General features: G+C 62.8%; 21 protein-coding genes. 5 read left to right on the top strand and 16 right to left on the bottom strand.

The features are described from left to right. Positions 1–2 precede the first annotated feature (2 nt). From trbL to trbB, 7 genes are read right to left on the bottom strand one after another with little or no spacing between them, the layout of a single operon-like run. On the bottom strand, positions 3–1,373 hold the full coding sequence (gene trbL, locus LB528_RS21540) for a P-type conjugative transfer protein TrbL (protein ID WP_224716230.1): 1,371 nt from the start codon (positions 1,371–1,373) through the stop codon (positions 3–5). A 2-nt stretch (positions 1,374–1,375) separates the two neighbouring features. After that, positions 1,376–1,702: a putative entry exclusion protein TrbK-alt gene (trbK-alt, locus tag LB528_RS21545; protein WP_224716231.1), complete on the bottom strand. Its 327-nt coding sequence runs from the start codon at positions 1,700–1,702 to the stop codon at positions 1,376–1,378. A gap of 11 nt (positions 1,703–1,713) precedes the next feature. Then, positions 1,714–2,472 (bottom strand): P-type conjugative transfer protein TrbJ, encoded by a 759-nt coding sequence (gene trbJ, locus LB528_RS21550; protein ID WP_224716232.1) that lies wholly within the window; start codon positions 2,470–2,472, stop codon positions 1,714–1,716. Continuing rightward, positions 2,469–4,919, bottom strand: a complete 2,451-nt coding sequence (gene trbE / locus LB528_RS21555; RefSeq protein ID WP_224716233.1) for a conjugal transfer protein TrbE — start codon at positions 4,917–4,919, stop codon at positions 2,469–2,471. The genes trbJ and trbE overlap by 4 nt, the downstream gene beginning before the upstream one ends. Positions 4,920–4,930: 11 nt before the next feature. Then, entirely contained in the window at positions 4,931–5,212 is a 282-nt protein-coding gene (locus LB528_RS21560; RefSeq protein ID WP_224716234.1) for a VirB3 family type IV secretion system protein, read from the bottom strand. Further along, complete coding sequence (locus LB528_RS21565; protein ID WP_224716235.1) at positions 5,212–5,544, bottom strand: TrbC/VirB2 family protein; 333 nt, start codon at positions 5,542–5,544, stop codon at positions 5,212–5,214. The genes LB528_RS21560 and LB528_RS21565 overlap by 1 nt, the downstream gene beginning before the upstream one ends. Beyond that, entirely contained in the window at positions 5,541–6,524 is a 984-nt protein-coding gene (trbB, locus tag LB528_RS21570; RefSeq protein ID WP_224716236.1) for a P-type conjugative transfer ATPase TrbB, read from the bottom strand. Before trbB ends, LB528_RS21565 begins: the two co-directional genes overlap by 4 nt. 419 nt (positions 6,525–6,943) lie before the next feature. Between trbB and LB528_RS21575 the strand changes: the two genes are divergently transcribed. The 3 genes from LB528_RS21575 to LB528_RS21585 are packed head-to-tail and all read left to right on the top strand — an operon-like array spanning position 6,944 to position 9,028. Beyond that, entirely contained in the window at positions 6,944–7,603 is a 660-nt protein-coding gene (locus LB528_RS21575; RefSeq protein ID WP_224716237.1) for an amino acid ABC transporter permease, read from the top strand. After that, a complete protein-coding gene (locus tag LB528_RS21580; RefSeq protein WP_224716238.1) occupies positions 7,593–8,252 on the top strand; it encodes an amino acid ABC transporter permease in 660 nt (219 codons plus the stop codon). The genes LB528_RS21575 and LB528_RS21580 overlap by 11 nt, the downstream gene beginning before the upstream one ends. Further along, entirely contained in the window at positions 8,252–9,028 is a 777-nt protein-coding gene (locus LB528_RS21585) for an amino acid ABC transporter ATP-binding protein (protein ID WP_224716239.1), read from the top strand. Before LB528_RS21580 ends, LB528_RS21585 begins: the two co-directional genes overlap by 1 nt. Positions 9,029–9,108: 80 nt before the next feature. On the opposite strand, the gene LB528_RS21590 is transcribed toward LB528_RS21585, so the two are convergent. From LB528_RS21590 to LB528_RS21605, 4 genes are all read right to left on the bottom strand, one after another. Continuing rightward, complete coding sequence (locus LB528_RS21590; RefSeq protein WP_224716240.1) at positions 9,109–9,807, bottom strand: winged-helix domain-containing protein; 699 nt, start codon at positions 9,805–9,807, stop codon at positions 9,109–9,111. A gap of 106 nt (positions 9,808–9,913) precedes the next feature. Beyond that, on the bottom strand, positions 9,914–10,528 hold the full coding sequence (locus LB528_RS21595) for an acyl-homoserine-lactone synthase (RefSeq protein ID WP_224716241.1): 615 nt from the start codon (positions 10,526–10,528) through the stop codon (positions 9,914–9,916). Between the two features lie 67 nt (positions 10,529–10,595). After that, the gene (locus LB528_RS21600; protein WP_224716242.1) at positions 10,596–11,324 is read right to left on the bottom strand and encodes a LuxR family transcriptional regulator; all 729 of its coding nucleotides are present in this window, start codon (positions 11,322–11,324) and stop codon (positions 10,596–10,598) included. Between the two features lie 166 nt (positions 11,325–11,490). Further along, positions 11,491–11,757 carry a helix-turn-helix domain-containing protein gene (locus LB528_RS21605; protein ID WP_224716243.1) on the bottom strand — a complete coding sequence of 89 codons (267 nt, stop codon included), beginning with the start codon at positions 11,755–11,757 and terminating at the stop codon, positions 11,491–11,493. A 127-nt stretch (positions 11,758–11,884) separates the two neighbouring features. Here LB528_RS21605 and LB528_RS21610 point away from each other — a divergent pair, with 127 nt between their 5' ends. After that, on the top strand, positions 11,885–13,222 hold the full coding sequence (locus LB528_RS21610; RefSeq protein ID WP_224716244.1) for a threonine synthase: 1,338 nt from the start codon (positions 11,885–11,887) through the stop codon (positions 13,220–13,222). Here LB528_RS21610 and LB528_RS21615 read toward each other — a convergent pair. From LB528_RS21615 to LB528_RS21625, 3 genes are all read right to left on the bottom strand, one after another. After that, a complete protein-coding gene (locus tag LB528_RS21615; RefSeq protein ID WP_224716245.1) occupies positions 13,217–14,290 on the bottom strand; it encodes a PLP-dependent cysteine synthase family protein in 1,074 nt (357 codons plus the stop codon). The two genes, LB528_RS21610 and LB528_RS21615, sit on opposite strands and share 6 nt — an antisense overlap. Continuing rightward, a complete protein-coding gene (locus LB528_RS21620; protein WP_224716246.1) occupies positions 14,284–15,222 on the bottom strand; it encodes a kinase in 939 nt (312 codons plus the stop codon). Before LB528_RS21620 ends, LB528_RS21615 begins: the two co-directional genes overlap by 7 nt. Positions 15,223–15,344: 122 nt before the next feature. Beyond that, on the bottom strand, positions 15,345–17,726 hold the full coding sequence (locus LB528_RS21625; protein ID WP_224716247.1) for a transketolase: 2,382 nt from the start codon (positions 17,724–17,726) through the stop codon (positions 15,345–15,347). 126 nt (positions 17,727–17,852) lie between these two features. On the opposite strand from LB528_RS21625, the gene LB528_RS21630 reads away from it, so the two are divergent. Continuing rightward, complete coding sequence (locus LB528_RS21630) at positions 17,853–18,320, top strand: Lrp/AsnC family transcriptional regulator (protein WP_041002492.1); 468 nt, start codon at positions 17,853–17,855, stop codon at positions 18,318–18,320. 78 nt (positions 18,321–18,398) lie between these two features. Here LB528_RS21630 and LB528_RS21635 read toward each other — a convergent pair whose 3' ends face one another. Further along, complete coding sequence (locus LB528_RS21635) at positions 18,399–18,836, bottom strand: hypothetical protein (RefSeq protein WP_224716248.1); 438 nt, start codon at positions 18,834–18,836, stop codon at positions 18,399–18,401. 309 nt (positions 18,837–19,145) lie between these two features. Further along, positions 19,146–20,915: a DNA ligase D gene (gene ligD / locus LB528_RS21640; RefSeq protein WP_224716249.1), complete on the bottom strand. Its 1,770-nt coding sequence runs from the start codon at positions 20,913–20,915 to the stop codon at positions 19,146–19,148. Positions 20,916–21,091 lie beyond the last annotated feature (176 nt).

The following is a 21,091-nucleotide window of genomic DNA, read 5'->3' on the forward strand; positions in this document are numbered from 1 at the left end:
GGTCATTCGCCTTCAGAAAGAGAAATCGAAGCTCCGCCCCCATGGCTGTCACCGGCGCGCACCGCATGAGCGGCGGTCTGGACGCCATGGGCGAGGCGTTGGGAGCGATGCAGGCGCCTGGCCCATTCCGGCTGTCCTCGAGCGCCGGATGGTTTTCCCGCGCCGGACGCAGCCGCAGCTGTTGGAGCAGCGGCGCCGCCGATCGTTCCCATGGTCGACGAACCGCCGGTGATTTCAGCGGCCGAACCCGCGCCAGAGGCGAAGTTTGACTTAAGCGATTGAGCGGCGTTTGCGGCGGCGCGCTTGAGTGGAGAGGCTGCCGCCGAAGCGCCAGCGCGCGCAATGCCGCCCAAACCGGAGGCGACGCCTGCCACGCCAGACTGGCCGGCGGCGCCGAGCCTATAAGCGGCCGAGCCGCCGCCAGCGAGTGACGTCCCGCCACGCGCGGCTGACATCGCTCGCGAGACTGCGGATGTCCCGCCTCGCGCCGCGAGGCTGGCTGCTCCGTAACCTGCAACTGCGATGCCGCCCGCGGCCAGGCCAGTCCCGACGGCCGCACCAGCGCCGAGCTGCGGTCCACCCGCGACGAGCCCGTTGGCGATGCCGGGACCGAAGATGCCGAGGCCAAGCAGCGATAGCGCCGCCAGCACGATAGCCATCGCCTGGTCGATGGTGGGGTTCTCGCCGCCGAAGCCTTGGGTGAATTCGCCAAAGAGCGTGGATCCGATGCCGATGACCACGGCAAGCACCAGAACCTTGATGCCGGACGAGATGACGTTGCCGAGCACGCGTTCGGCCATGAAGGCCGTCTTGCCGAAGAGGCCGAAGGGGATCAGCACGAAGCCTGCCAGCGTCGCCAGCTTGAACTCGATCAGCGTCACAAAGAGCTGCACCGCCAGGACGAAGAAGGCGAGCAGGACGAGCGCCCAGGCAAAGAGCAGGCAAGCGATCTGGATGAAGTTTTCAAAGAAGGAGATGTAGCCCATCAAACCGGAGATCGCCTCAAGCAATGGTCGTCCGGCGTCGAGACCGGTTTGCGCCACCTTGCCGGGGTGCAGCAGATCCTGTGCCGAAAAGCCGGTTCCACTCGCCTTGAGACCAAGGCCGGAGAAACTCTCGAAGACGATTTGGGCGAGACCGTTCCAGTTGGAAATCAGGTAGGCGAAGACACCGACGAAGAGCGTCTTCTTGACAAGCCGCGCGAGGATGTCGTCATCGGCGCCCCAGCTCCAGAAGAGCGCGGCAAGCGTCACGTCGATAACAATCAACGTGGTGGCGACGAAGGCGACCTCGCCGCCGAGCAGGCCGAAGCCGCTGTCGATATAACGGGTGAAGGTGGCCAGGAATTGGTCGATGACGCCGGTATTGCCCATGTCTACCGGGCCTCGTGCAGGGCGGCATCCGGCGACCGAGAAGCGGCCGGCCCCATTGTCGAACGCCCCGAGCGCTTGTCGAGACCGAGGAAGCGATCACGCTGCTCGGCCCACAGCCGCGCACATCCATCATCGCGCAGGGCAGCCTCGCCGAGGCTCTGGCAGCGGCGCAGGCCGTCGCGAAGCGGATTCGGAACGGAGGCCGCCGCAGTGCGCGGGCCCTCCCCCACCCGCTTGTCTTCCTTCCGGCTCATCTCGAGCGCCGTCGCCGTCATTGCGACGGCGACGAAGACGACGGCCACGACGCGAGCGAGGGTTTTGCCGTCCATGGCGATCGACCTCAGCGGTTGAATATCTGGACCGAGCCGGCCTGGTAGCCGGAGCCAGGCGCCAGGAAGCGGCGCCGTTGCTCGCGGCCCTGGTCGGCCGCCGCGGCACGTTCGGCTTCGGTCAGCGCCTGGGCGCGTCCGTTGGCGGCTATCAGGGCGGTCAGGTCCGCAAGCTGCTGGCCCTGAAGCGCAAGCAACTGGTTGCCGGCTTGCGTCGCCTGCAGCGCACCGGTCGCCGATTGGCTGGCGCCGACCAACGCCGACATCTGCGCGCGGCCGGTGTCGATGTTTTTGACGACGCCCGCCTGGACGCGCATTGCGTCCTGGAGACCGCCCACCGTGTTTTGCCAGCGCGAGCGCGCGTCAGCGACGAGTTGCTGGTCGGAAGCAGAGAGCGAGACGCTGCTGTAGTGCTGCTGAAATGCCTTGTCGACCTGCTGGACGTCGAAGGCGATGTTCTGTGCTTCGCCGAGAAGCTGTTGCGTGCGATGCACCGACTGTTGCAGTTGCTGCAGCGAGGACAAAGGTAGGCTCGCCAGGTTGCGCGCCTGGTTGATCAGCATCTGGGCCTGGTTCTGTAGCGAGGTGATCTGGTTCGTGATCTGCTGCAGTGAGCGCGCAGCCGTCAGGACATTCTGGGAATAGTTCGACGGATCAAACACGATCAGGGCATGGGCAGGCGCAGTCATCATCGGCGAGATCGCGATCGGCGTGGCGAGCGTCGCCGCGACCAGAAGAAGGACGCGCCGGCGGCTTTGATGAACAGTCATGGTTTGGAATCCTTTGCAGGTTCGGGAACGGTGAGGTTAGGAATGAGGTCGGCGGCCCAGCCGACGTCGCGGGCACGCAGCCAGGCCGATAGGAACCCCTCGCGGCCATGCTCAGCGATGATGCTGCCGATCAGGGCCTGATCGCTCTTCGAGGACGCGGCGCAAAGCGCAAGCCCGACCTCGGACAGGCCGAGCTCGAAGAGACGATTGCCGCGACGGGACTGGCAGTAATAATCGCGCTTGGGTATGGCTCGGGCCAGGATCTCGATCTGGCGGTCGTTCAGGCCGAAGCGGCGATATATGGCGGTAATTTGCGGCTCAATCGCGCGTTCATTGGGCAACAGCAGCCTGGTTGGACAGCTTTCGATGATCGCCGGCGCGATAGCCGAATTGTCGATGTCGGAGAGTGACTGGGTGGCGAAGACGACGCTGGCATTCTTCTTGCGGAGCGTCTTCAGCCATTCGCGCAACTGCCCGGCGAACGCGTCGTCGTCGAGGGCAAGCCAGCCTTCGTCGATGATCAGCAGGGTCGGGCGACCGTCGAGCCGGTCGCCGATGCGATGAAACAGATAGGACAGGACGGCCGGCGCGGCCAGCGTGCCCACCAGACCTTCGATTTCGAATGACTGCACTGATGCCTGGCCGAGCTGTTCGGCCTCTGCGTCGAGCAGCCGGCCGTTCGGGCCCCCAACACAATAGGGACGAAGCGCCTGTTTCAGGTCATTGGCCTGCAAAAGCACGCTGAGCCCGGTGATGGTGCGCTCCTCGACCGGAGCCGAGGCGAGCGAGGTCAGCGCCGCCCAGATATGCTCCTTTGCGTCCGGCGTGATCTGGATGCCCTCGCGCGTCAGGATCGCGACGATCCAATCAGCCGCCCAGGCGCGCTCGTATGTATCGTCAACGCGGGCGAGCGGCTGCAGCGAAACGGAAGCGCCCATCCCTTCGGTGAGATGACCGCCGAGATCGTGCCAGTCGCCGCCCATGGCGAGCGTCGCCGCGCGGATCGAGCCGCCGTAGTCGAAAGCAAAGATCTGAGCGTTTCGATAACGGCAGAATTGCAGCGCCATCAACGCCAGCAGCACCGACTTGCCGGCGCCGGTCGGGCCGACGACCAGCGTGTGACCGACATCGCCGACATGAAGAACCAACCGGAACGGGGTCGAGCCTTCGGTCTTGCCGTAAAGCAAGGGAGGACTGAGCAGATGCTCGTCCCGTTCCGGCCCCGCCCACACGGCAGAAAGCGGGATCATGTGGGCGAGATTGAGCGTCGAGATAGGCGGCTGACGGACATTGGCATAAGCATGCCCGGGCAACGAGCCGAGCCAGGCGTCGACGGCGTTGACGGTCTCGACGATCGCCGTGAAGTCGCGGCCCTGGATGATTTTCTCGACGAGCCGCAATTTCTCGTCGGCCACGCGCGGGTCGCTGTCCCATATGGCGACGGTCGCGGTGACATAGGCCATGCCCGCCATGTCGGCGCCGAGCTCCTGCAACGCGGTGTCGGCGTCAGCCGCCTTGTTGGCGGCGTCGGTGTCGAGGAGTGCCGATGCCTCATTGGTCATCGCCTCCTTCAGGATTGAGGCGATGCTCTTGCGCTTGGCGAACCATTGCCGTCGTATCCGGGTCAGAAGGCGCACAGCGTCGACCTTGTCGAGCAGGATCGCGCGGGTCGACCAGCGGTACGGGAAAGCCAGCCTGTTGAGGTCGTCAAGCAGGCCAGGTGTCGTGGCGGTCGGGAAGCCGATGATGGTGAGCACGCGAAGATGCTTGTCGCCAAGCCGCGGTTCGAGCCCGCCGGCGAGCGGCTCGTCGGCAAGCAGCGCATCGAGATAGATCGGGGTCTCGGGGACGCGCACCGAATGGCGCTTGGTCGAGATGGTGGAATGCAGGTAGGTCAGCGTTTGGCCGTCGTCGAGCCAGTGGCATTCAGGCATGAACCCGTCGAACAGGGAGAGCACACGCTCAGTCCTGTCGACAAAGGCGCGGACGATCTCGCCCGGATCCGCGTGCGACTGGTCGCGACCCTCATAGAGCCAGCCTTCGGCGCGAGTGGCGTCTTCGGGCGGCGGCAGGAACACGAATGTGAGAAAGTAGCTCGATACGAAATGAACCCCCTCCTCCTCGAAATCGGCTTTGCGCTCGGCATCGAGCAGGCCGGAGGCCGCATTGGGAAACCGGCTTTCGGGATAGGAAGCCGCTTCGTGGCGCTGCGCTTCAACGAAGATGCTCCAGCCCGAGCCGAGACGACGAAGGGCATTGTTGATGCGCGATGCCACCGCGACAAGTTCGGCCGCTACGGCGGAGTCGAGATCGGGTCCGCGAAACCTCGCGGTGCGCTGAAAGCTGCCGTCCTTGTTGAGCACGACCCCGGGGGCGACGAGTGCCGCCCAAGGCAGAAAGTCGGCAAGGCGAGCAGCAGTCCGGCGGTATTCGGCAAGGCTCATCATGGCGGCGTCCCTCAAACCGACAGATGTCCGGGCAGCCGCAGGTGCCGGCGGCCGACTTCGAAAAAAAGCGGATCGCGCCTGGCAGCCCACACCGCCGTAAAATGACCGATCGCCCACATGAGAAAGCCGACCAGCCAGAGCCGCAGCCCAAGACCGACAGCGCCCGCCAGCGTGCCGTTCAGGATCGCGATTGCACGCGGTGCGCCCCCGAGCAGGATCTGCTCGGTCAAGGCCCGGTGCACGGGCACCGTCCACCCCGGCACTGCGTCGAGCTGTTCGAAAGCGGTTGTCATCAGATCAACGCTCCGCCGCCGAACGAGAAGAACGAAAGGAAAAAGCTCGACGCAGCGAAGGCGATCGAAAGGCCGAAGACGATCTGGATCAGCCGCCTGAAACCTCCCGAACTGTCGCCGAAGGCCAGCGTCAGGCCGGTGACGATGATGATGATGACGGCGATGATCTTGGAGACCGGTCCTTCGACCGACTGCAGGATCTTCTCGAGCGGCTGTTCCCACGGCATCGAGGAGCCCGACGCGAAGGCTGCCGGCGCGAGCATGAAGTTGAAGGCGACGGCGGCGCTGGCCGCGGCAAGGCTGGCCCGGCCGCGCGAAGAGAGGCGGATCATGAAATTTCTCCTGTGTTGATCGGTGTGGCTTCGGCGATGCGATAGTCGCCATCGGGGCCCAGGCCCTCGACCCTGACCAGCTCGACAAGCTGTCGCGCGGCGCCGCGACCGGCGAGCACGGCGACCACACCGATCGTCTCGGCGATCAGCGCACGCGGCACAGTGACGACGGCCTCCTGAATCAGCTGCTCAAGCCGGCGCAGAGCGCCGATGCCGGAGCCGGCATGAAGGGTGCCGATGCCACCGGGATGCCCGGTGCCCCATGCCTTCAAGAGGTCAAGCGCTTCGGCGCCGCGCACCTCGCCGATCGGAATGCGATCGGGCCGCAGGCGCAGCGAGGAACGAACCAGGTCCGAAAGCGTGGCGACGCCATCCTTGGTGCGCATCGCGACGAGGTTGGGGGCAGCGCATTGCAGTTCGCGGGTGTCCTCGATGATGACGACCCGGTCCGTCCCTTTCGCCACTTCGGCGAGCAGCGCGTTGGTCAAGGTCGTCTTGCCGGTCGAGGTGCCGCCGGCAACGAGGATGTTTGCGCGGCCGGCAACGGCGGCGAGCAACACGGCGGCCTGACAAGACGTCATGATGCCCGCCGCGACATAGTCATCGAGCGTGAAGAGGGCGACCGCGGGCTTGCGGATCGCGAAGGCCGGCGCGGCGACCACCGGCGGCAGCAAGCCTTCGAAACGCTCACCGGTTTGCGGCAACTCGGCCGAGACGCGCGGGGAACGGGAATGGACCTCGGCGCCGACATGATGGGCAACCAGCCGCACGATCCGCTCGCCAGCGGCAGGCGCGAGCCTTTCCCCCGTATCGGCCAAACCTTCCGAAAGCCGATCGACCCAGATCCGGCCATCCGGGTTCAGCATGACCTCGATGATGGCGGGGTCATCCAGGAACCGGGCGATGGCGGGCCCGAGCGCGGTGCGCAGCATACGCGAGCTGCGCGCGCGTCGCTCGGTATCGTTGTTCAAGACAGCCATCGGGTCTCCGTTTGGCCCGGGAACTCGTCGAGCAGTTCTCGGTCGCAGACAAGCAAGAGCGGCCTGGAGCAGCCCGATTCAACAGCTTTCGACCGCCGTCGTAGCGCAGCGAAGAAAAACCGGCGAACGGCGGGGCCGACCTCAGGAAGCGTCATGGCGGCGGATCGCGGCGCTCCGGCGCCGGCAGAATGTAAACTGTCGCAATATTATGTACATGTTTATTGACACCCGGCTCCCGCCGGGTTTATGAAACGCCTGGCAGTGGCGGCGATCGCCCTTTCCACGGCGCGGAGGATTGTCATGCGGTTCGGTCCCGAGGGCTCGGTTTCGCGGCGCCAAATGGGCGTTTCCAAATACGTTCGAAGCGCCCCGCCAGCCGCTACGCCGCGCCCCTTGCCGGCAAAGGGCGGCGAAGCCGCATGAGCATGTTCGACATCTGGCTTGGGATCCTGCAAGGGCTGCGCATAACGGCAGCGGTCACCGCCTATGGTCTGGTCTTCGCGGTGCCCTTCGCGCTTGTTTTCGGCGTCGCGCAGTTTCTGACCACCGGGTTGACGCGCGTTATGGTGACAGCAGTCATCGAATTCTGGCGCAGTTCGGCGGTCGTGGTCCTGCTGTTCGTCTTTTACTATGTTCTGCCGGTCATAGGGGTCACTCTGTCGGCGATGACCGTCAGTGCATTGGTGCTCGGCCTCAATAGCGGCGGCTATGCCAGCCAGGCGGTGCGGGCCGGGCTCCAATCTCTTCCTGCCGGCCAACGCGAGGCAGGCATGGCGCTCGGCCTCTCGCGCCCGGCGATCCTGCTTCTGGTCGAGCTGCCCCAGGCATTGGTCGCCATGAGTCCCACATTCGTCAACAACCTTATTCAGCTGGTCAAGGCGACTTCCCTTGTCTCCTTGGTCACGCTGACGGACATGACCTTCCGCGCCAAGGAAATCTCGCAGACCGAATACAACCCGGTCGCGATCTATTCGGCGCTACTGCTGGCCTTCTTCGTCGTCTGTTATCCGATCGCGCTCGCCGGCCGCTGGCTCGAGGCACGGGTCAGTCCCGAAAGAGGAGCGCCTCGTGGGATTTGACCTCGATTTCGCGCTCTCGACTATCCCGATCATAGTCGGTGCGATCGGGACTACCCTGCTCGCAACGGTCTTAAGTTGCCTCGGCGCGTCGGCGCTTGGCTTCACTTTCGAAATGATCCGCCGCGGGGGCGGTGCGCCTGGCCTCGTCGTGCGCTTCCTGATCGATTTCATCCGCTCGACGCCGGTCTTGGCCTGGCTCTATTTCCTGTATTTCGTCATGCCTTTCTACGGGATCCGGCTCGGCGCCATGACGGTGGGCATAGTGGGGCTAAGCCTGTATTACAGCGGCTATCTGGCAGAGGTGTTCAAGGCCGGCATCGACGCTATTCCTAAGGGCCAGCAGGAAGCAGCCAGAGCCCTGTCGCTCACCCGCCGCGACACGGTCATCTTCGTCATCGCACCCCAGATGCTGCGCAACATCGCCGCGCCCCTGGGCAACTACCTGGTCTCGATCCTAAAGGCGACGCCTTATCTCGCGATCCTGGCCGTGCCGGAAATGCTCGGGCGTGCCTTCGATATCGCTTCCGAGACCTACCGCTACGCGGAGCCGCTGACCGTCGCCGGCGTTCTGTTTCTTGCCCTGGCGCTGATCGTTTCGTATGGAGTGAAGCGCATGGAGAAGCTCCTGCTTGCGAGCGGGCGCCGCTGATGCTCGACCGGCGCGCGCCTGCGACCTCGACGCTTCAATCCGTCCCGCTCGTGCGGATCGATGGTCTCAACAAGTGGTTCGGCGCCCTGCACGTTTTGAAAGACATCGATCTGACCTTACGGCCGGGTGCGCGCGTCGTCGTCTGCGGACCGTCCGGGTCCGGCAAGTCGACATTGATACGCTGCATCAACGGCCTCGAGCCTTTCCAAAAGGGGACGATAGAGCTTGAAGGGAGAAGTCTGGGAAAAAGCGATCGCGATGCCGCAATTGCGCGCCGTCTGACAGGCATGGTGTTCCAAAGCTTCAACCTCTTCCCCCACCTCAGCGTGCTTGCCAACTGCACGCTGGCGCTGCGCCGGGTCCTCCTGAAATCGGCGCAGGAGGCCGAAGAGATCGCCATGCGGCATCTGACGGCGGTGCACATCCCCGAAAAGGCGCGAGCCTATCCGGCCCAGCTGTCGGGCGGCCAACAACAGCGGGCGGCGATCGCGCGCGCTCTCTGTCTCGACCCCCGCATCATGCTTTTCGATGAACCCACCTCGGCGCTCGATCCGGAAATGATCAAGGAAGTGCTCGACGTGATGATCGCGCTCGCGAAAACCGGAGTGACCATGATCTGCGTGACGCATGAAATGGGCTTTGCACGCGAAGTCGCGGATGAGATCGTTTTCATGGACCAAGGCAGCATCGTCGAGCACGCGTCTTGCAGTGATTTCTTCTCTGGAGCGGCTCGTCCACGCGCCAGGCTGTTCCTCGATACCATTCTTAGCCATTGAGAGCTGATACCTCTCAAGATCGCGAACGCAACCGCGGCGCGATCGGCAACATGACGATTGGTGCCGAATTGCCGCGCGGATTACCAGTCCGGCGCGAATGCGTAACCGGCAGAGCGGACGGTCCGGATCACATCGCTTCCCACAGATGCCCGAAGCCTTTTTCGCAACCTGGCAATATGAACGTCAACACCGCGCACATCGGTCGCGGCGGCGTGTTCAGGCCATGCGGTCGCGACCAGTTCCTCTCGGCTGAGGACCTTGCCGGGTTGCGCCAGAAGGCTGCGCAAAAGCTTGAATTCGATCGGCGGCATAACGATTTCTTTTTGCTTGAAGAATGTCCGGTGGGTGTGTCGGTCCAACCGGAAATCGCCCTGCACCAGATCGCCTGTCTTGGTTTCGCGCGCGAGCTTCGCAATACCTGCCTTGCCATGCAGCCAGGTCAGAAGCTGCTCGGGGGCAAACGGACGCGAAAATATCTCATCGACGCCCGCCTTTATGAGGTCCAGGTGCAGTTTACCGGAACGAGGCGCAACCAAACCTGCAAGGGGCGTTGCTTTTGTCGCTTCGGACGACTTCAGCGACTGGCATTGCTTGGCGATTGCGCGGTCGCCCGGATGACAGTCCAGGATAACGGCAAGCGGCGTGTCGACCTTGATGGCACGCGCAATCTCCTTGTCTGCCGTGATCAGGCGGGTTTCGAAGCCGGCTACTGAAAGGATATGCCCGAAAACCAGAAAGAAATCCGGGTCCTTCGAAGAGATCAGGACCAGCGGCGTCATGAGTCCATCAACCGAATGCGGTGCATCATAGGGCTGACTACCGCGCAAATGGGCGCGATGACAATATCCCCTGGCGGGCGACCCTCAGTTGCCGGTAGCAATCCGCCTAGATTTTATCCGCAAGTATGACGCCGCTGATGCCATAAGCGCGGCGCGTCTGCTCGATGGCCTCAGGCGTGACATCGATTAGCAGCGCGATGATATCGCCATCCGGATGCTCAAGCGCGTTGCCGAGTTCGAAAAGCGTCCAGCCAAGCGCACGCAGGCGTTTCGGCCAGAATGTTTCGCACACCACGCTGATCTGTCGAATCCCCAGCCTTTGCGCCGTTTCAAGAAGGCCGCACAGCACGACGCCGGCGACTGGAGAAGAAGCTCCCTGAGTGCGAAGCGAAGGAATGATGAAGAAGCGGGTCCATTCGAAAATATCAGCCGCTCTCGGAGGCGTGCCGCCGGCGAGAACCGGGAAGACCTCGCTCATCAGATGCGGCTGCAGCGTCGGAACAAGACGGGAGCCGCCGACGATCTTGCCGTTGGTGTCGAGCGCCAGAACATAAAGCGCATGCTCGTTGTCAAAGGCGTCGATCTCGATGTTGATGGGCCGCGCAACGGCGCGCCACCGTCTATGCTTGACGTAAATGTCGTACCGGATGCGAAAATAGCGCTCCAGCACTTTTCTATACTGCTTCCTGTTTTCCCAGGTGACCAGATGAATACGGACCATGACGCCTCCAAAAGTGGAGGTCGTAAGAAAACACGCTTCGTGCCCGTATGATGGTATTCAGGTATTGCTAAATCTGGATTTCCTGTCGTCGCAGAGCTTTGACGATGGCATGCGAGACGTTGGCTGCGTCGAGCTTGCCTCGAATGTTGCGCTGATGGCTTTCAACTGTGTTCCTTGTGACGCCCAGGATGCAGGCGATGTCTTCGTTCGATTTGCCTTCGGCACTCCACTCCAGGAGTTCGCGCTCGCGCGGCGTCAAGGGCGCGGGCTCAACAGCCTGGCCGGATTCTTCCAGCCCTGACAGGCGTCGGAAGGTATGCACGCAAAGTGTCTCGATGAATGGCAAGACGCTCGGGGCTATTTCAATTCGATCGCCCGCTGCCGTGACGACGCCTGGCCCCGCCAACGGCACGTGGACGGGAACGCAGAGACCTTGGCCCATTCCGAAGTCCGTCGCTTCATCCATCACCAGCTTTGCGCGCGCAAAAAGCTTTGCCGGCGGAAGTTCGTGCCACAGGAATGGCTTCGACGAATGCCGGCACTGCGCGACGCAGGGATCATGCGAAAAGTAATCCTCTGACATGTAGCGAAGGTACCATTCGGGCGGCCAGCCATCGACCAGGATCTCTCGCCTCCAGTCGGTGTCATGCGGCACGGGTAGACCGGTGATCAGAAAGTAGCGCAATCCGTAGCGCTCGATGGCAGAGCGGAATTCCTGGAGGATACCATCCACCGAGCACGCGGCGTCGATCCTCGAGATCGCTGCAAACAACCCAGCAAGACTATCGATCTCCATCGGCAGACCTCGACAAGCGTCAGGCCCCATCCCAGCAAGAACTTACTGTCACAAATGCGATATATTCAATGGGACTTGCGCCGAATGTACACTTCAGGAGTCAATTAGCGGGCGCAAAGATAAAGCACCTGAAAGCCGGACCAATGTTTCGTGAACAGACCGCGCTTCATTCATCTGACTTTGACGCCGTCTGCTTTGTGCCGCGGGCTGCTCGCCCATTCGATGGAACGGCCGTGATCAACTCTTGCGGCTCGACATCCAATGCCTTCGCCAGGATCTCGACTGTGTCCAGCGTGGCGTTGCGCCGACCGGCCTCGACGCTGCTGATGTAGGCCCGCGTGCGGCCCGAAACGAAAGACAACTGCTCCTGAGACAGTCTTCTTTCTCTCCGTAGCCGCTGCACGTTCAAACCAAAAACGCCGCGAAGTTTCATCAATCAACGGATGCTACGACGCGCACTATGGTGCGACACACTATAGTGCACATTCCGCATTGACAGCGGTGCTGTTGGCTGTTTGAAACAACCAGCGAATTCATCGTTTCCTGACACAGGAATAGCCATGCCGAGCCGGCCGTTTCGCGACCTCACGCACGACGCATCAGTGCATTCCTCAGGCGAGATCAGCCGACCCGGAACGGAAGAAGGCCGGGTCCTGGAATTCGTCTGCATCCGATGCGATGCCTCCTACCCCGCCGACATCACCATCGACTCCAAGGGGTGCCCGCGGTGTCGGGAGACCGCACCGGCAAATCTTCGGCCGGTTTATGCGGATCCTCCCCCTTATCCCTTGCAGGGCGCCACCCCCTCGCGCTCGCTATGGCGTTTTGCGCATATGCTGCCCTGCACAGCCGCGGATGCGGTGAGCCTTGGCGAGGGTTTGACACCGTTGCTTGCAGCGCCGCGCATCGGCGCGTTTCTCGGTGTGCCCAACCTCGCAATCAAGGACGAAGGCCAAAACCCGACCTGGTCGCACAAGGACCGCTTCTCGACCGTCGCGGTGAGCGTGGCGCGCACACGTGGCGCGAAGATCGTCGCGACCGCCTCCTCTGGCAACGCCGGCGCTTCGCTGGCGGCCTACGCTTCCAGAGCCGGGCTGAAGTGCGTTGTCACAACTTTCGCAGGGTCTGCCGGCGCGATGCTGGCGCAGATCCGAAAATATGGTGCGACGGTGCTGCCCTTGGTCAACAAAATGGACCGATGGTCCCTGCTGGAACAGGCGGCTGCCCGCTACGACTGGTTCATCGCCTCGCCCTATCACGGTCCGGTGGTCGGCAGCCATCCACTCGGCATCGAGGGTTACAAGACGATCGCCTACGAGATCGTCGAGCAATCGGATGGCAGGGCGCCGGACTGGTGCGTCCTGCCGGTCTGCTATGGCGATGCGTTGTCCGGCGTGTGGGCGGGCTTTTGCGAGTTGTACGGGCAAGGGACTATCACGCAGCTGCCCCGTCTCGTCGCCGCGGAGGTGCATGGGTCGTTGGCGGATGCGCTTGCCAGCGGCGCCGATGCCTTGAGTGAACGCAAGATGCTCTTCGACAGCCTTGCGGTATCGATCGGCACGCCGCGCAGCACCTTTCAGGCTCTGAAGGCTCTGCGCGAATCCGGCGGGTACGCGGTCCCCGTCGACAATCACGGCCTGATCGCGATGCAGGAACGCCTTGCGCAGGATGAAGGGATCTTTGCCGAACTGGCGTCGGTCACGCCGCTGATCGCAATATCCACGTTGAAGGCTCAAGGTATCATCGCAGCCACAGACCGCGTCGTGGCCGTCGTGACCGCCAGCGGTCTCAAGGACCTTGATCGGTCCACCCGGTCGAATGACCACGGCGAGATCTTCCAGACGACGCAAGACGCCTGGCGCTGGCTCGACAAAAGCGGGCCGGATCTCGTCTCATAGATTCTCCGCCGCACCAATAGCCGATGGCACCGCAGTTGCTGCCTGGGTTTTGAGCACATTGTCGAGACTGCGCCGCATCCAAAGAAATCGCGTCCATTGCGTCTCTGCGGCCGGTGCGATTGTCGTCAGCGTCCTCGGCCCCGACGGTTCCTTGCAGGGCCAGCCGGGCAGGGTTGCAAGCCAGTCGTCATTGTAGACGGTCTCGGCATGGCGATGGCCTTCGTCAGGCATGATGACCGCGACCTGTGCGTCCGGAAGGGTCTCTGCAACCCATCGCGCCACCAACGCGGCGGCGCCGCTGGTCGGCCCCATGAAAATCCCGTGCTCGCGCAGCAAACGGTGCGCGCTCAGATACGCCGGATAGGCGCCGACCCAATGGATCTCGTCGACAAGCTCATGCCTGACGTTTTTCGGCAGAACGCTGTTGCCCAGGCCCCGCAGCATGCGTTTGCCGACGGGCTGTCCGAACAGAATGCTGCAATGGGTATCGACGGCAAACACCGTCAGGTGGGGAAAGACCGTTCGCAGAAAGGACGCCGTGCCGCATAACGAACCGCCAGTCCCTATGCAGCCGACCAGACAATCAACCTTTCCCATCGCCCGGATGAAAAGTTCAGCCAGTCGCGCATAGGCAAGCCAGTTTCCCGGACTGTCGTATTGGCGGGTCCAGAAGCCGTCCGGCTCCGTGGCCAGGATTTCCTGCAGGCGCTCAAGCCGGCCAGGTTGATTGCCGTCCCCGCGCGGATCGTCAAGCGCGATCACGTTGGCGCCGATGCGCTCCAGTCGAGCCTTGTATTTGGCGTCGATAAGCGTCGAAGCGGTGACGAGGGTAAGGCGATAGCCACGCGCGGCCGCCAGCAGCGCCACCGCCATGCCGAACGTGCCCGACGTCGTCTCGACAATGCGGGAGCCTGCCCTGAGTTCGCCATTCGACGCTGCCCGATCCAGAATGTAGCGGGCCGGCATCAGCTTCATCAACGGAAAAGCCGCCGCCAACAAATTTGGCGCCAAGCGAGCCAGGCGTGGGGTCTCGAGGTCCGTGAAATAGTCAACTGGGACGGTTACCATGTCCAGCCCTCCGCATTGACCAGATGGACCTCGACGTCCTTGAAGCCGGCGCGTCTTATCTGTTGTGCGACCAGAGCTGCCCGTCGCTTCAGATTCGATGCGAAAAGATCGAAAATCAGACCAAACAACGACCCGCTATGGGCGACTTGGACTCCGCACGCCCCGGCCCGCCTGGCGATTTCAGCGATCTCGTCGAAACCCTGTTTCGGCAAGTGCCGTTGACTGATCAAGGCACTGGCCGAGGCGGCACGTCCAAGAAGATTGGGATCCTGAAGGTAAACCGCCCGTGCGACCAGCGCCCGAAGCACGCCGAATTCCTGGATTTCGGCACTGTCGTAGCGCGCCGGCGGCAGCTGCAATGTGTCGACCGGGAGACCGCCATTCGCCTTGAACCCGACCAGTAGCAGCGGCGGCAGCGAGCCGCCGAAATTCTCAATCACCGTGCCCTCGCGTTGGGCGAACAAGACGGCATGCTCATCGAATGCGATCGCGTCGCTGGCGTGCTCGGCGGCAACGGCCAGACGCCCGATGCTCGAGGGCCGTAACTGGACCTTGAGGGCTGCGGCTACAGCGCGAATGGAAGCGACGACGTCCGCGGTCGACGAGCCGTAGCCGTGCCCCACGGGAATCGAGCTTTGCAGTGTCAGCACCCCACCGCCGGTTACCTTCAAGAAATCGAGCGTGAGCCGCGCGGCTGACGATGCCTTGACCTTATGATCGGGGTGGACAATGACCGCATCGCCGTCGGTTCTGGCAAAGGTGGCCTCGGACCTCAAACCGGCGACCGGCAGCGTGACGAGCCCGCGATGAAGGCGCCCGCCATCATCCTTGAAGACGCCCTGGATGAGTTCGCCGTGATGTCCAATCGCCGCTCCCATCCCGATCCAAGGCCGCAGCGTTTCACGGCTCATAAGGTCGCCGGCGCCAGCCATTTTCATCTCCCCACGCTTTGTCGCAGCGGAGGAGGATGGCGCTGACAACTGACACCCGCCCTCAAGGAATTCCGGTATTGACTGCCATCGAACGAGCCGGCCGGGAGGCGCGCCGCCGACCGTCAGGCGGCGGAGCCGAGGTGCCTCAGCGGCCGGCCAACCGAAACAGATTGCGCCGCAGCCATGATGCCCTCTGCATCGATCGCGTAATGCCGGTAGAGATCCGCGATCGTGCCGGTCTGGCCGAAGTGCTCGACCCCCAAAGCGCGTGTACGGTGGCCATGGACCGACCCCAGCCAGGCGAGCGTCGCGGGATGCCCATCCAGCACCGTCACGATGGCGCAGGAAGCCGGAAGGCCGGCCAGAAGCCGCTCGACATGACTTGAGGCGTGCGGCTGGCCGTACTGGCGTGCCCGGGCCGCGGCTGACCAGCCGGCGTTCAGCCGATCGGCCGAGGTCACGGCCAGAAGTCCAACGTCGCGGCGATCGCCGGCCATCAGCCCCAGCGCCTGTACCGCTTCGGGCGCGACTGCCCCGGAGTAAGCTATCACCAGCTCGGCGTTCGGCCCGGGCTTGCGCAGCCAGTAGGCGCCATCGACGATGTCGCGCGCCAGCTTGCTTTCCATCGCGCGTGTCGGCTGCCCGATCGAGCGCGTCGAGAGCCTCAAGTAGACCGAACCTCCGGTCTGATCGCGCAGCCAGGTGTGGTCGTCAGGCTCGGCTTCGCCGGTGCGCTGCATGTAGTCGAATGCCCAACGCAGGATGACTGCCAGTTCATCGACATAGGCCGGCTCGAACGTCGCCAGCCCGTCCTGCGCCATGCCGATCAGCGGGGTGGCGATCGACTGATGCGCTCCGCCTTCGGGAGCCAGCGTCACGCCGGAGGGCGTCGCCGCCAGGATAAAGCGGGCGTCCTGGTAACAGGCATAGTTGAGCGCATCGAGGCCGCGCTCGATGAAGGGATCATAGAGCGTGCCGACGGGAAGCAGGCGCTCGCCGTGGAGCGAATGCGACAGGCCGAGCGCCGAAAGCATCGTGAAAAGGTTCATCTCGGAGATGCCCAGCTCGATATGCTGTCCGGACGGCGCAAACGTCCAGTTGAAGGTGGAGGGGATGCGCTCCTCGCGGAAAATGTCCGCCTGATCGCCGCGCGCGAACAGACCCCGCTTGTTTACCCAGGCGCCGAGATTGGTCGAGACGGTCACGTCGGGTGACGTCGTGACGACACGGCTTGCGAAATCGCTGTCCGACTTTGCGATCTCGTGCATCAAGAGCCCGAAGCCTTGTTGTGTCGACATGAACGGCTGAGCGGCGAAGCCGATGCGCGCCGGCACCGGAATAGCAGGGGCTTCGTGACGACGCGGCGCTGCCTGCGCGAAAGGCGAGGACGCAAGGAAAGATCGTATAGCAGCCTCGTCATAGGCGAGGCCCTCGAACATGTCCCATTCGCGGCCCTCGCGCACCCCCATGCCTTGCCGCAGGGCCTCGACTTGCGCCGGCGTCATCAACCCGGCGTGGTTGTCTTTGTGGCCGGCGAGCGGCAGGCCGAAGCCCTTGATCGTATAAGCGATGAAGCAGGTCGGGCGATCATGCCCGCGCGCTTGCTCGAAGGCATCGATGATGGTCTCAAGATCGTGGCCGCCGAGGTTTGCCATCAATGCCGCAAGCTCATCGTCGCTGCGTTTCTCGATCAGGCGGCTGACCGGTCCCTGATCGCCGAGATCGTCCAGCAGGTGCCTGCGCCATGCAGCGCCGCCCTGGAAGGTCAGCGCGGAATAGAGCTGATTGGGACATGCGTCGATCCAGGCCCGCAGCTTTTCGCCGCCCTCCTCCTCGAAGGCGGACTGTTGCAATGTCCCGTGTTTGAGGATCACCACATCCCAGCCGAAGTTGCGAAAGATGGTTTCGAAACGCTGCCACAGGCCTTCGCGCACCACCGCGTCCAGGCTCTGCCTGTTGTAGTCAACGATCCACCAGGTGTTGCGCAGGCCGTGCTTCCAGCCCTCGAGAAGCGCCTCGAAGATATTGCCTTCATCCATTTCGGCGTCGCCGAGCAGAGCGACCATCCGGCCTTCCGGCTGATCGGTCTTCCATCCTTTTGCGCTGACATAATCTTGGACCAGGGAGGAGAACAGGCTCTGCGCGACTCCCAGTCCAACCGACCCGGTCGAGAAATCGACATCGTCGATATCCTTGGTTCGGGACGGATAGGACTGCGCGCCGCGATAGCCACGAAAATTCTGCAGCTGCTCGAGCGTCTGCTTGCCGAACAAATACTGGATGGCATGGAAAACCGGGCTGGCATGCGGCTTGACGGCGACGCGGTCCTGCGGCCTCAGGGTCTTGAAGTAGAGCGCCGTCATCAAGGTCGAGGCGGACGCCGAAGACGCCTGGTGGCCGCCGACCTTGAGGCCGTCCGTCGACTCGCGAAGATGATTGGCGTGATGGATCATCCAGACGGCCAGCCAGAGGACCTTGCGCTCAAGCTCGGAAAGGATCGTCATCGTCGGCTCCTGTGAAATCGCGCCTCAACGATACCTGCGTCGATCTTCCGAATGTGGCTATTCTTGCACAAAGTGATCGATGATATTGGCTGATCCAGCCAATTATGGCCCACCGACGAGGGAAACATGCCAAATCCGGCGCTTGACGCAATCGACCTGAAGATCATCGCTGCGCTGCAGAAGAACGCCAAGGCGACCTCGAACGACCTCGCCGAAGCCGTCGGACTTTCGCCCTCCCCTTGCGCGCGGCGCGTCAGGCTCCTGGAGAACGCCGGCGTCATCAAGGGCTACACCGTGGTGGTCGACCAGAAGAAGCTCGGCCTGCCGATCAGCGCTTTCGCATCGATCAAGCTTGAAAGGCAACGCGAGGACGATCTCGACCGGTTCTCGCAAGCCGTGCTTCGCTGGCCGGAGGTGGTCGACTGTTATCTGATGACCGGGCAGCGCGACTACCTGATGCGCATCGTGGTGCGCGACCTCGAGGCCTATGAGCGGTTCATCAAGGACAAGCTGACGCGGCTGGACAATATCGCTTCGATCGAAAGCAGTTTCGCCCTGGGCCAGGTCAAGCGCTCGGAAGTCCTGCCCATATGATCGAGCGAGTATTCTGGGACGCCCATCGCGGCGGCAGCCGGTCTGCGTGCCCTTGCGCTGATCGAGGGCAGATGCGCCTCAAGATCGGCCGTCCCTGGCCGCATCCTCGATCAATTTCGCCAGCAAGTGGCGGAATCTTTGGTCAGACTTGTCCGCGATGCTGCCTATATCTTCCGCCACCATGCCGGGTGCAGAAACTGACGCCTCCCCACTTATCGAAACGCTGACCCTGAACGCCCTTGCGTGGCTTTTCTCGCCTGCTCCGTTCCGGTAAATTCGGAATTCAACAGACGGCGCAATGGCGCTAGCCTCGCGGCGCGGCATGGGGTTTACATCGATGGTCACCTCTCCCGCCACGTCTGCCTTGGCCGCTTCCAACGACGCGACGACGACCTCCGTTAGCCAAGCTCTGGCCCGGGCGCCAAAGTCCGCGTTTGAAGTAGTCCCATCCGCGCGCTCGTCCTGCCGATGGCGAGCTTTCTTGCCCCGCTCAAGGGCCTCTTTGAACTTGGACATTTCTGGCCGCCTCCGACCGGTCAACGCATGAGGATGCGGCAGATCGGCCGCAGCTCTCCAATCTAAAGAACGCACGCAATCCTCGGATGTTGCGCCTAGACGAAATTGGTGCTTTGGGCACGCATACCTGATGACGCTCGTCAGGCTAGCTTACTGAGTGCAAGGCTGGACCCCGGTTCTGATGGCCTTTCGCAAGCGCACGTCGGCATCGAAGTGGGCGGAGGTCTTAAATGTGATTTGGGCCGCGTGGTTACTCGCCTTCGCTTCCAAGAAGGATGAACTAAGCGCCGCAAGTTAAGCGGCTTCTCACTACGCTGCCTTTCGAACAGCAGCCCTGAATGGATGGTCGATGGTGAAGGCGTCCGGCCGGATTCCCCGCTCGATCTGCGTCCATGTGACAGGATGGGCAATAGGAAAGCCGGGCCGCGCTCGTGGCGAGAACGTACCGACTGCAGTATTGCCGCGCCCGTTGCGAAGATAGTCGAGGAAGATGCGACCCCGTCGGGCTGCTGGATCGGCTGACAAGAGGTAACGGTCCGGCTTAGCATCGATGAGGCACTGGGCGAGCGATTTGGCCAGTTGCCGCGCCCTGTCGTGGGTCACACCCGAAGCCAGCGGAGCCATCAGGTGAATGCCTTTGCCCCCGGTGACCTTCGGCCAGCTCCGCAACCCAGCAGCTTCCATGATGTGACGTAGCGACAGCGCCGTCTCGATCACCGCATCCCATGGCACGCCTTCGCCAGGATCGAGGTCGAGCACGAGCTGGTCAGCATGCTCGATATCGTCAACCGTAGCGTTCCAAGGATGTAGCTCGACGGCATCCATTTCGACCAACCCAAGCAGCCCGTCGAGACCATCTACCCAGACCCGAACACCTTCGCCGCCCTCGCGCTTCTGAACGCGTAGCTGGTGCACCGGTCCTGGTATCGATGGCAGCGGGCCCTTGTGATAGAAGGTGGCCCCCTGCGCATGACGTACCAGCTTCAGTGGTCTTCGTCCCAGATGGATCAGCGCTCGGTCAGCCACCCGCCGCCAGTAGCCCATCAGCTCTTCCCTGGAAGGTACAACAGCATCGGGTAACAGCTGGAGAATGTTCTCGCGAGGAACGCCATGTTGGCCCTCCAACCTGCGCTTGGAGGGGGACGGCGGCTTCGCCGGGTTCACCTGGAGATCCTCGCGCAATCCCTTGAACACGGCCTCGCGCAAGATGCCTCGGTCCGTCACGCCACTGAATTGCACCTCCGCCAGCACCTCCGGCCGGACCCACGTTGCCTTGGGTTTTTTGATGGGCTCCGAGAGAGGTGATTTGCTGATGATAAGCGGATCAAGCCGCTCGCGAACCCGCCGGGCTGCCTCCAGCGTATAGCCGCTTTGCGCCTTTCCAGCATAGAGCAGCCGCTCGCCCTGCCATCTGCCTATATAGAGCGAAGCAATGCGGCGTGGCTGCGCGCCGAGCTTTTCGACGAAAGCGACAATCGGGAACGTGTCGCTCTTGACGCATTTCACCTTGAGCCAGCTCGTTTGGACACCGGAGCGGTAGGGAGAGTCAGCTCGCTTTGAGACCACCCCCTCCAGGCCCATGCGGCAGGCATGATCGAACACGTCCTTGCCGGTTACGTCTAGATGTTCGGCATAGGTCAGCGTTGGAGCCGTGCCTTGCAGCAGGGCCTGCAGCGCGGCTTTGCGCTTAATCAGCGGCTGCTGTCGAAGGTCGCGGCCGTTGAGGTGCAAAAGATCGAATGCAAAGAACATGAGCTTCGGCGAGTTCGGGTTTCCCAGCTCCCGCTCGAGCGCTTGGAAATCCGGCAGGCCGGTGTTGCCGAGAACCACAGCTTCTCCGTCAATGATCGCGGATCGGACCTGCAGGTTCGCCGCCGCCTGGACGATACGCTTGTATCGATGCGACCAGTCATAGCCGCGACGAGTGAAGGCACGTGCCGCGCCACCTTCAACGATAAGCTCGGTCCGGTAGCCATCGTATTTGATTTCGTGCAGCCAGTCCGCGTCGGCAGGAGCGTTCTCAACCAGCGTCGGTGATTGGAATTCGATGAAGGCTAGGTGACCGGTCGATTTACGCATGCACTCGAACTCCTGAACCGGGATTCAAACCGGGCCGGAGCAATCGGTTCCGAAGATTTTAGCAAAATTGAATATGATTGCGGGCCGCCGGCGCGGTCGGCTGCCTCTGAAGCTCTACGATACCTTGTAGGCGATGATCGTGCGCTGAGCCTTATTCGCTCAACGGCAAATCCAGC

Origin of the sequence: Mesorhizobium sp. CA4 (assembly GCF_020165075.1) — a bacterium.
In the GTDB taxonomy this organism is placed as follows: domain Bacteria; phylum Pseudomonadota; class Alphaproteobacteria; order Rhizobiales; family Rhizobiaceae; genus Mesorhizobium.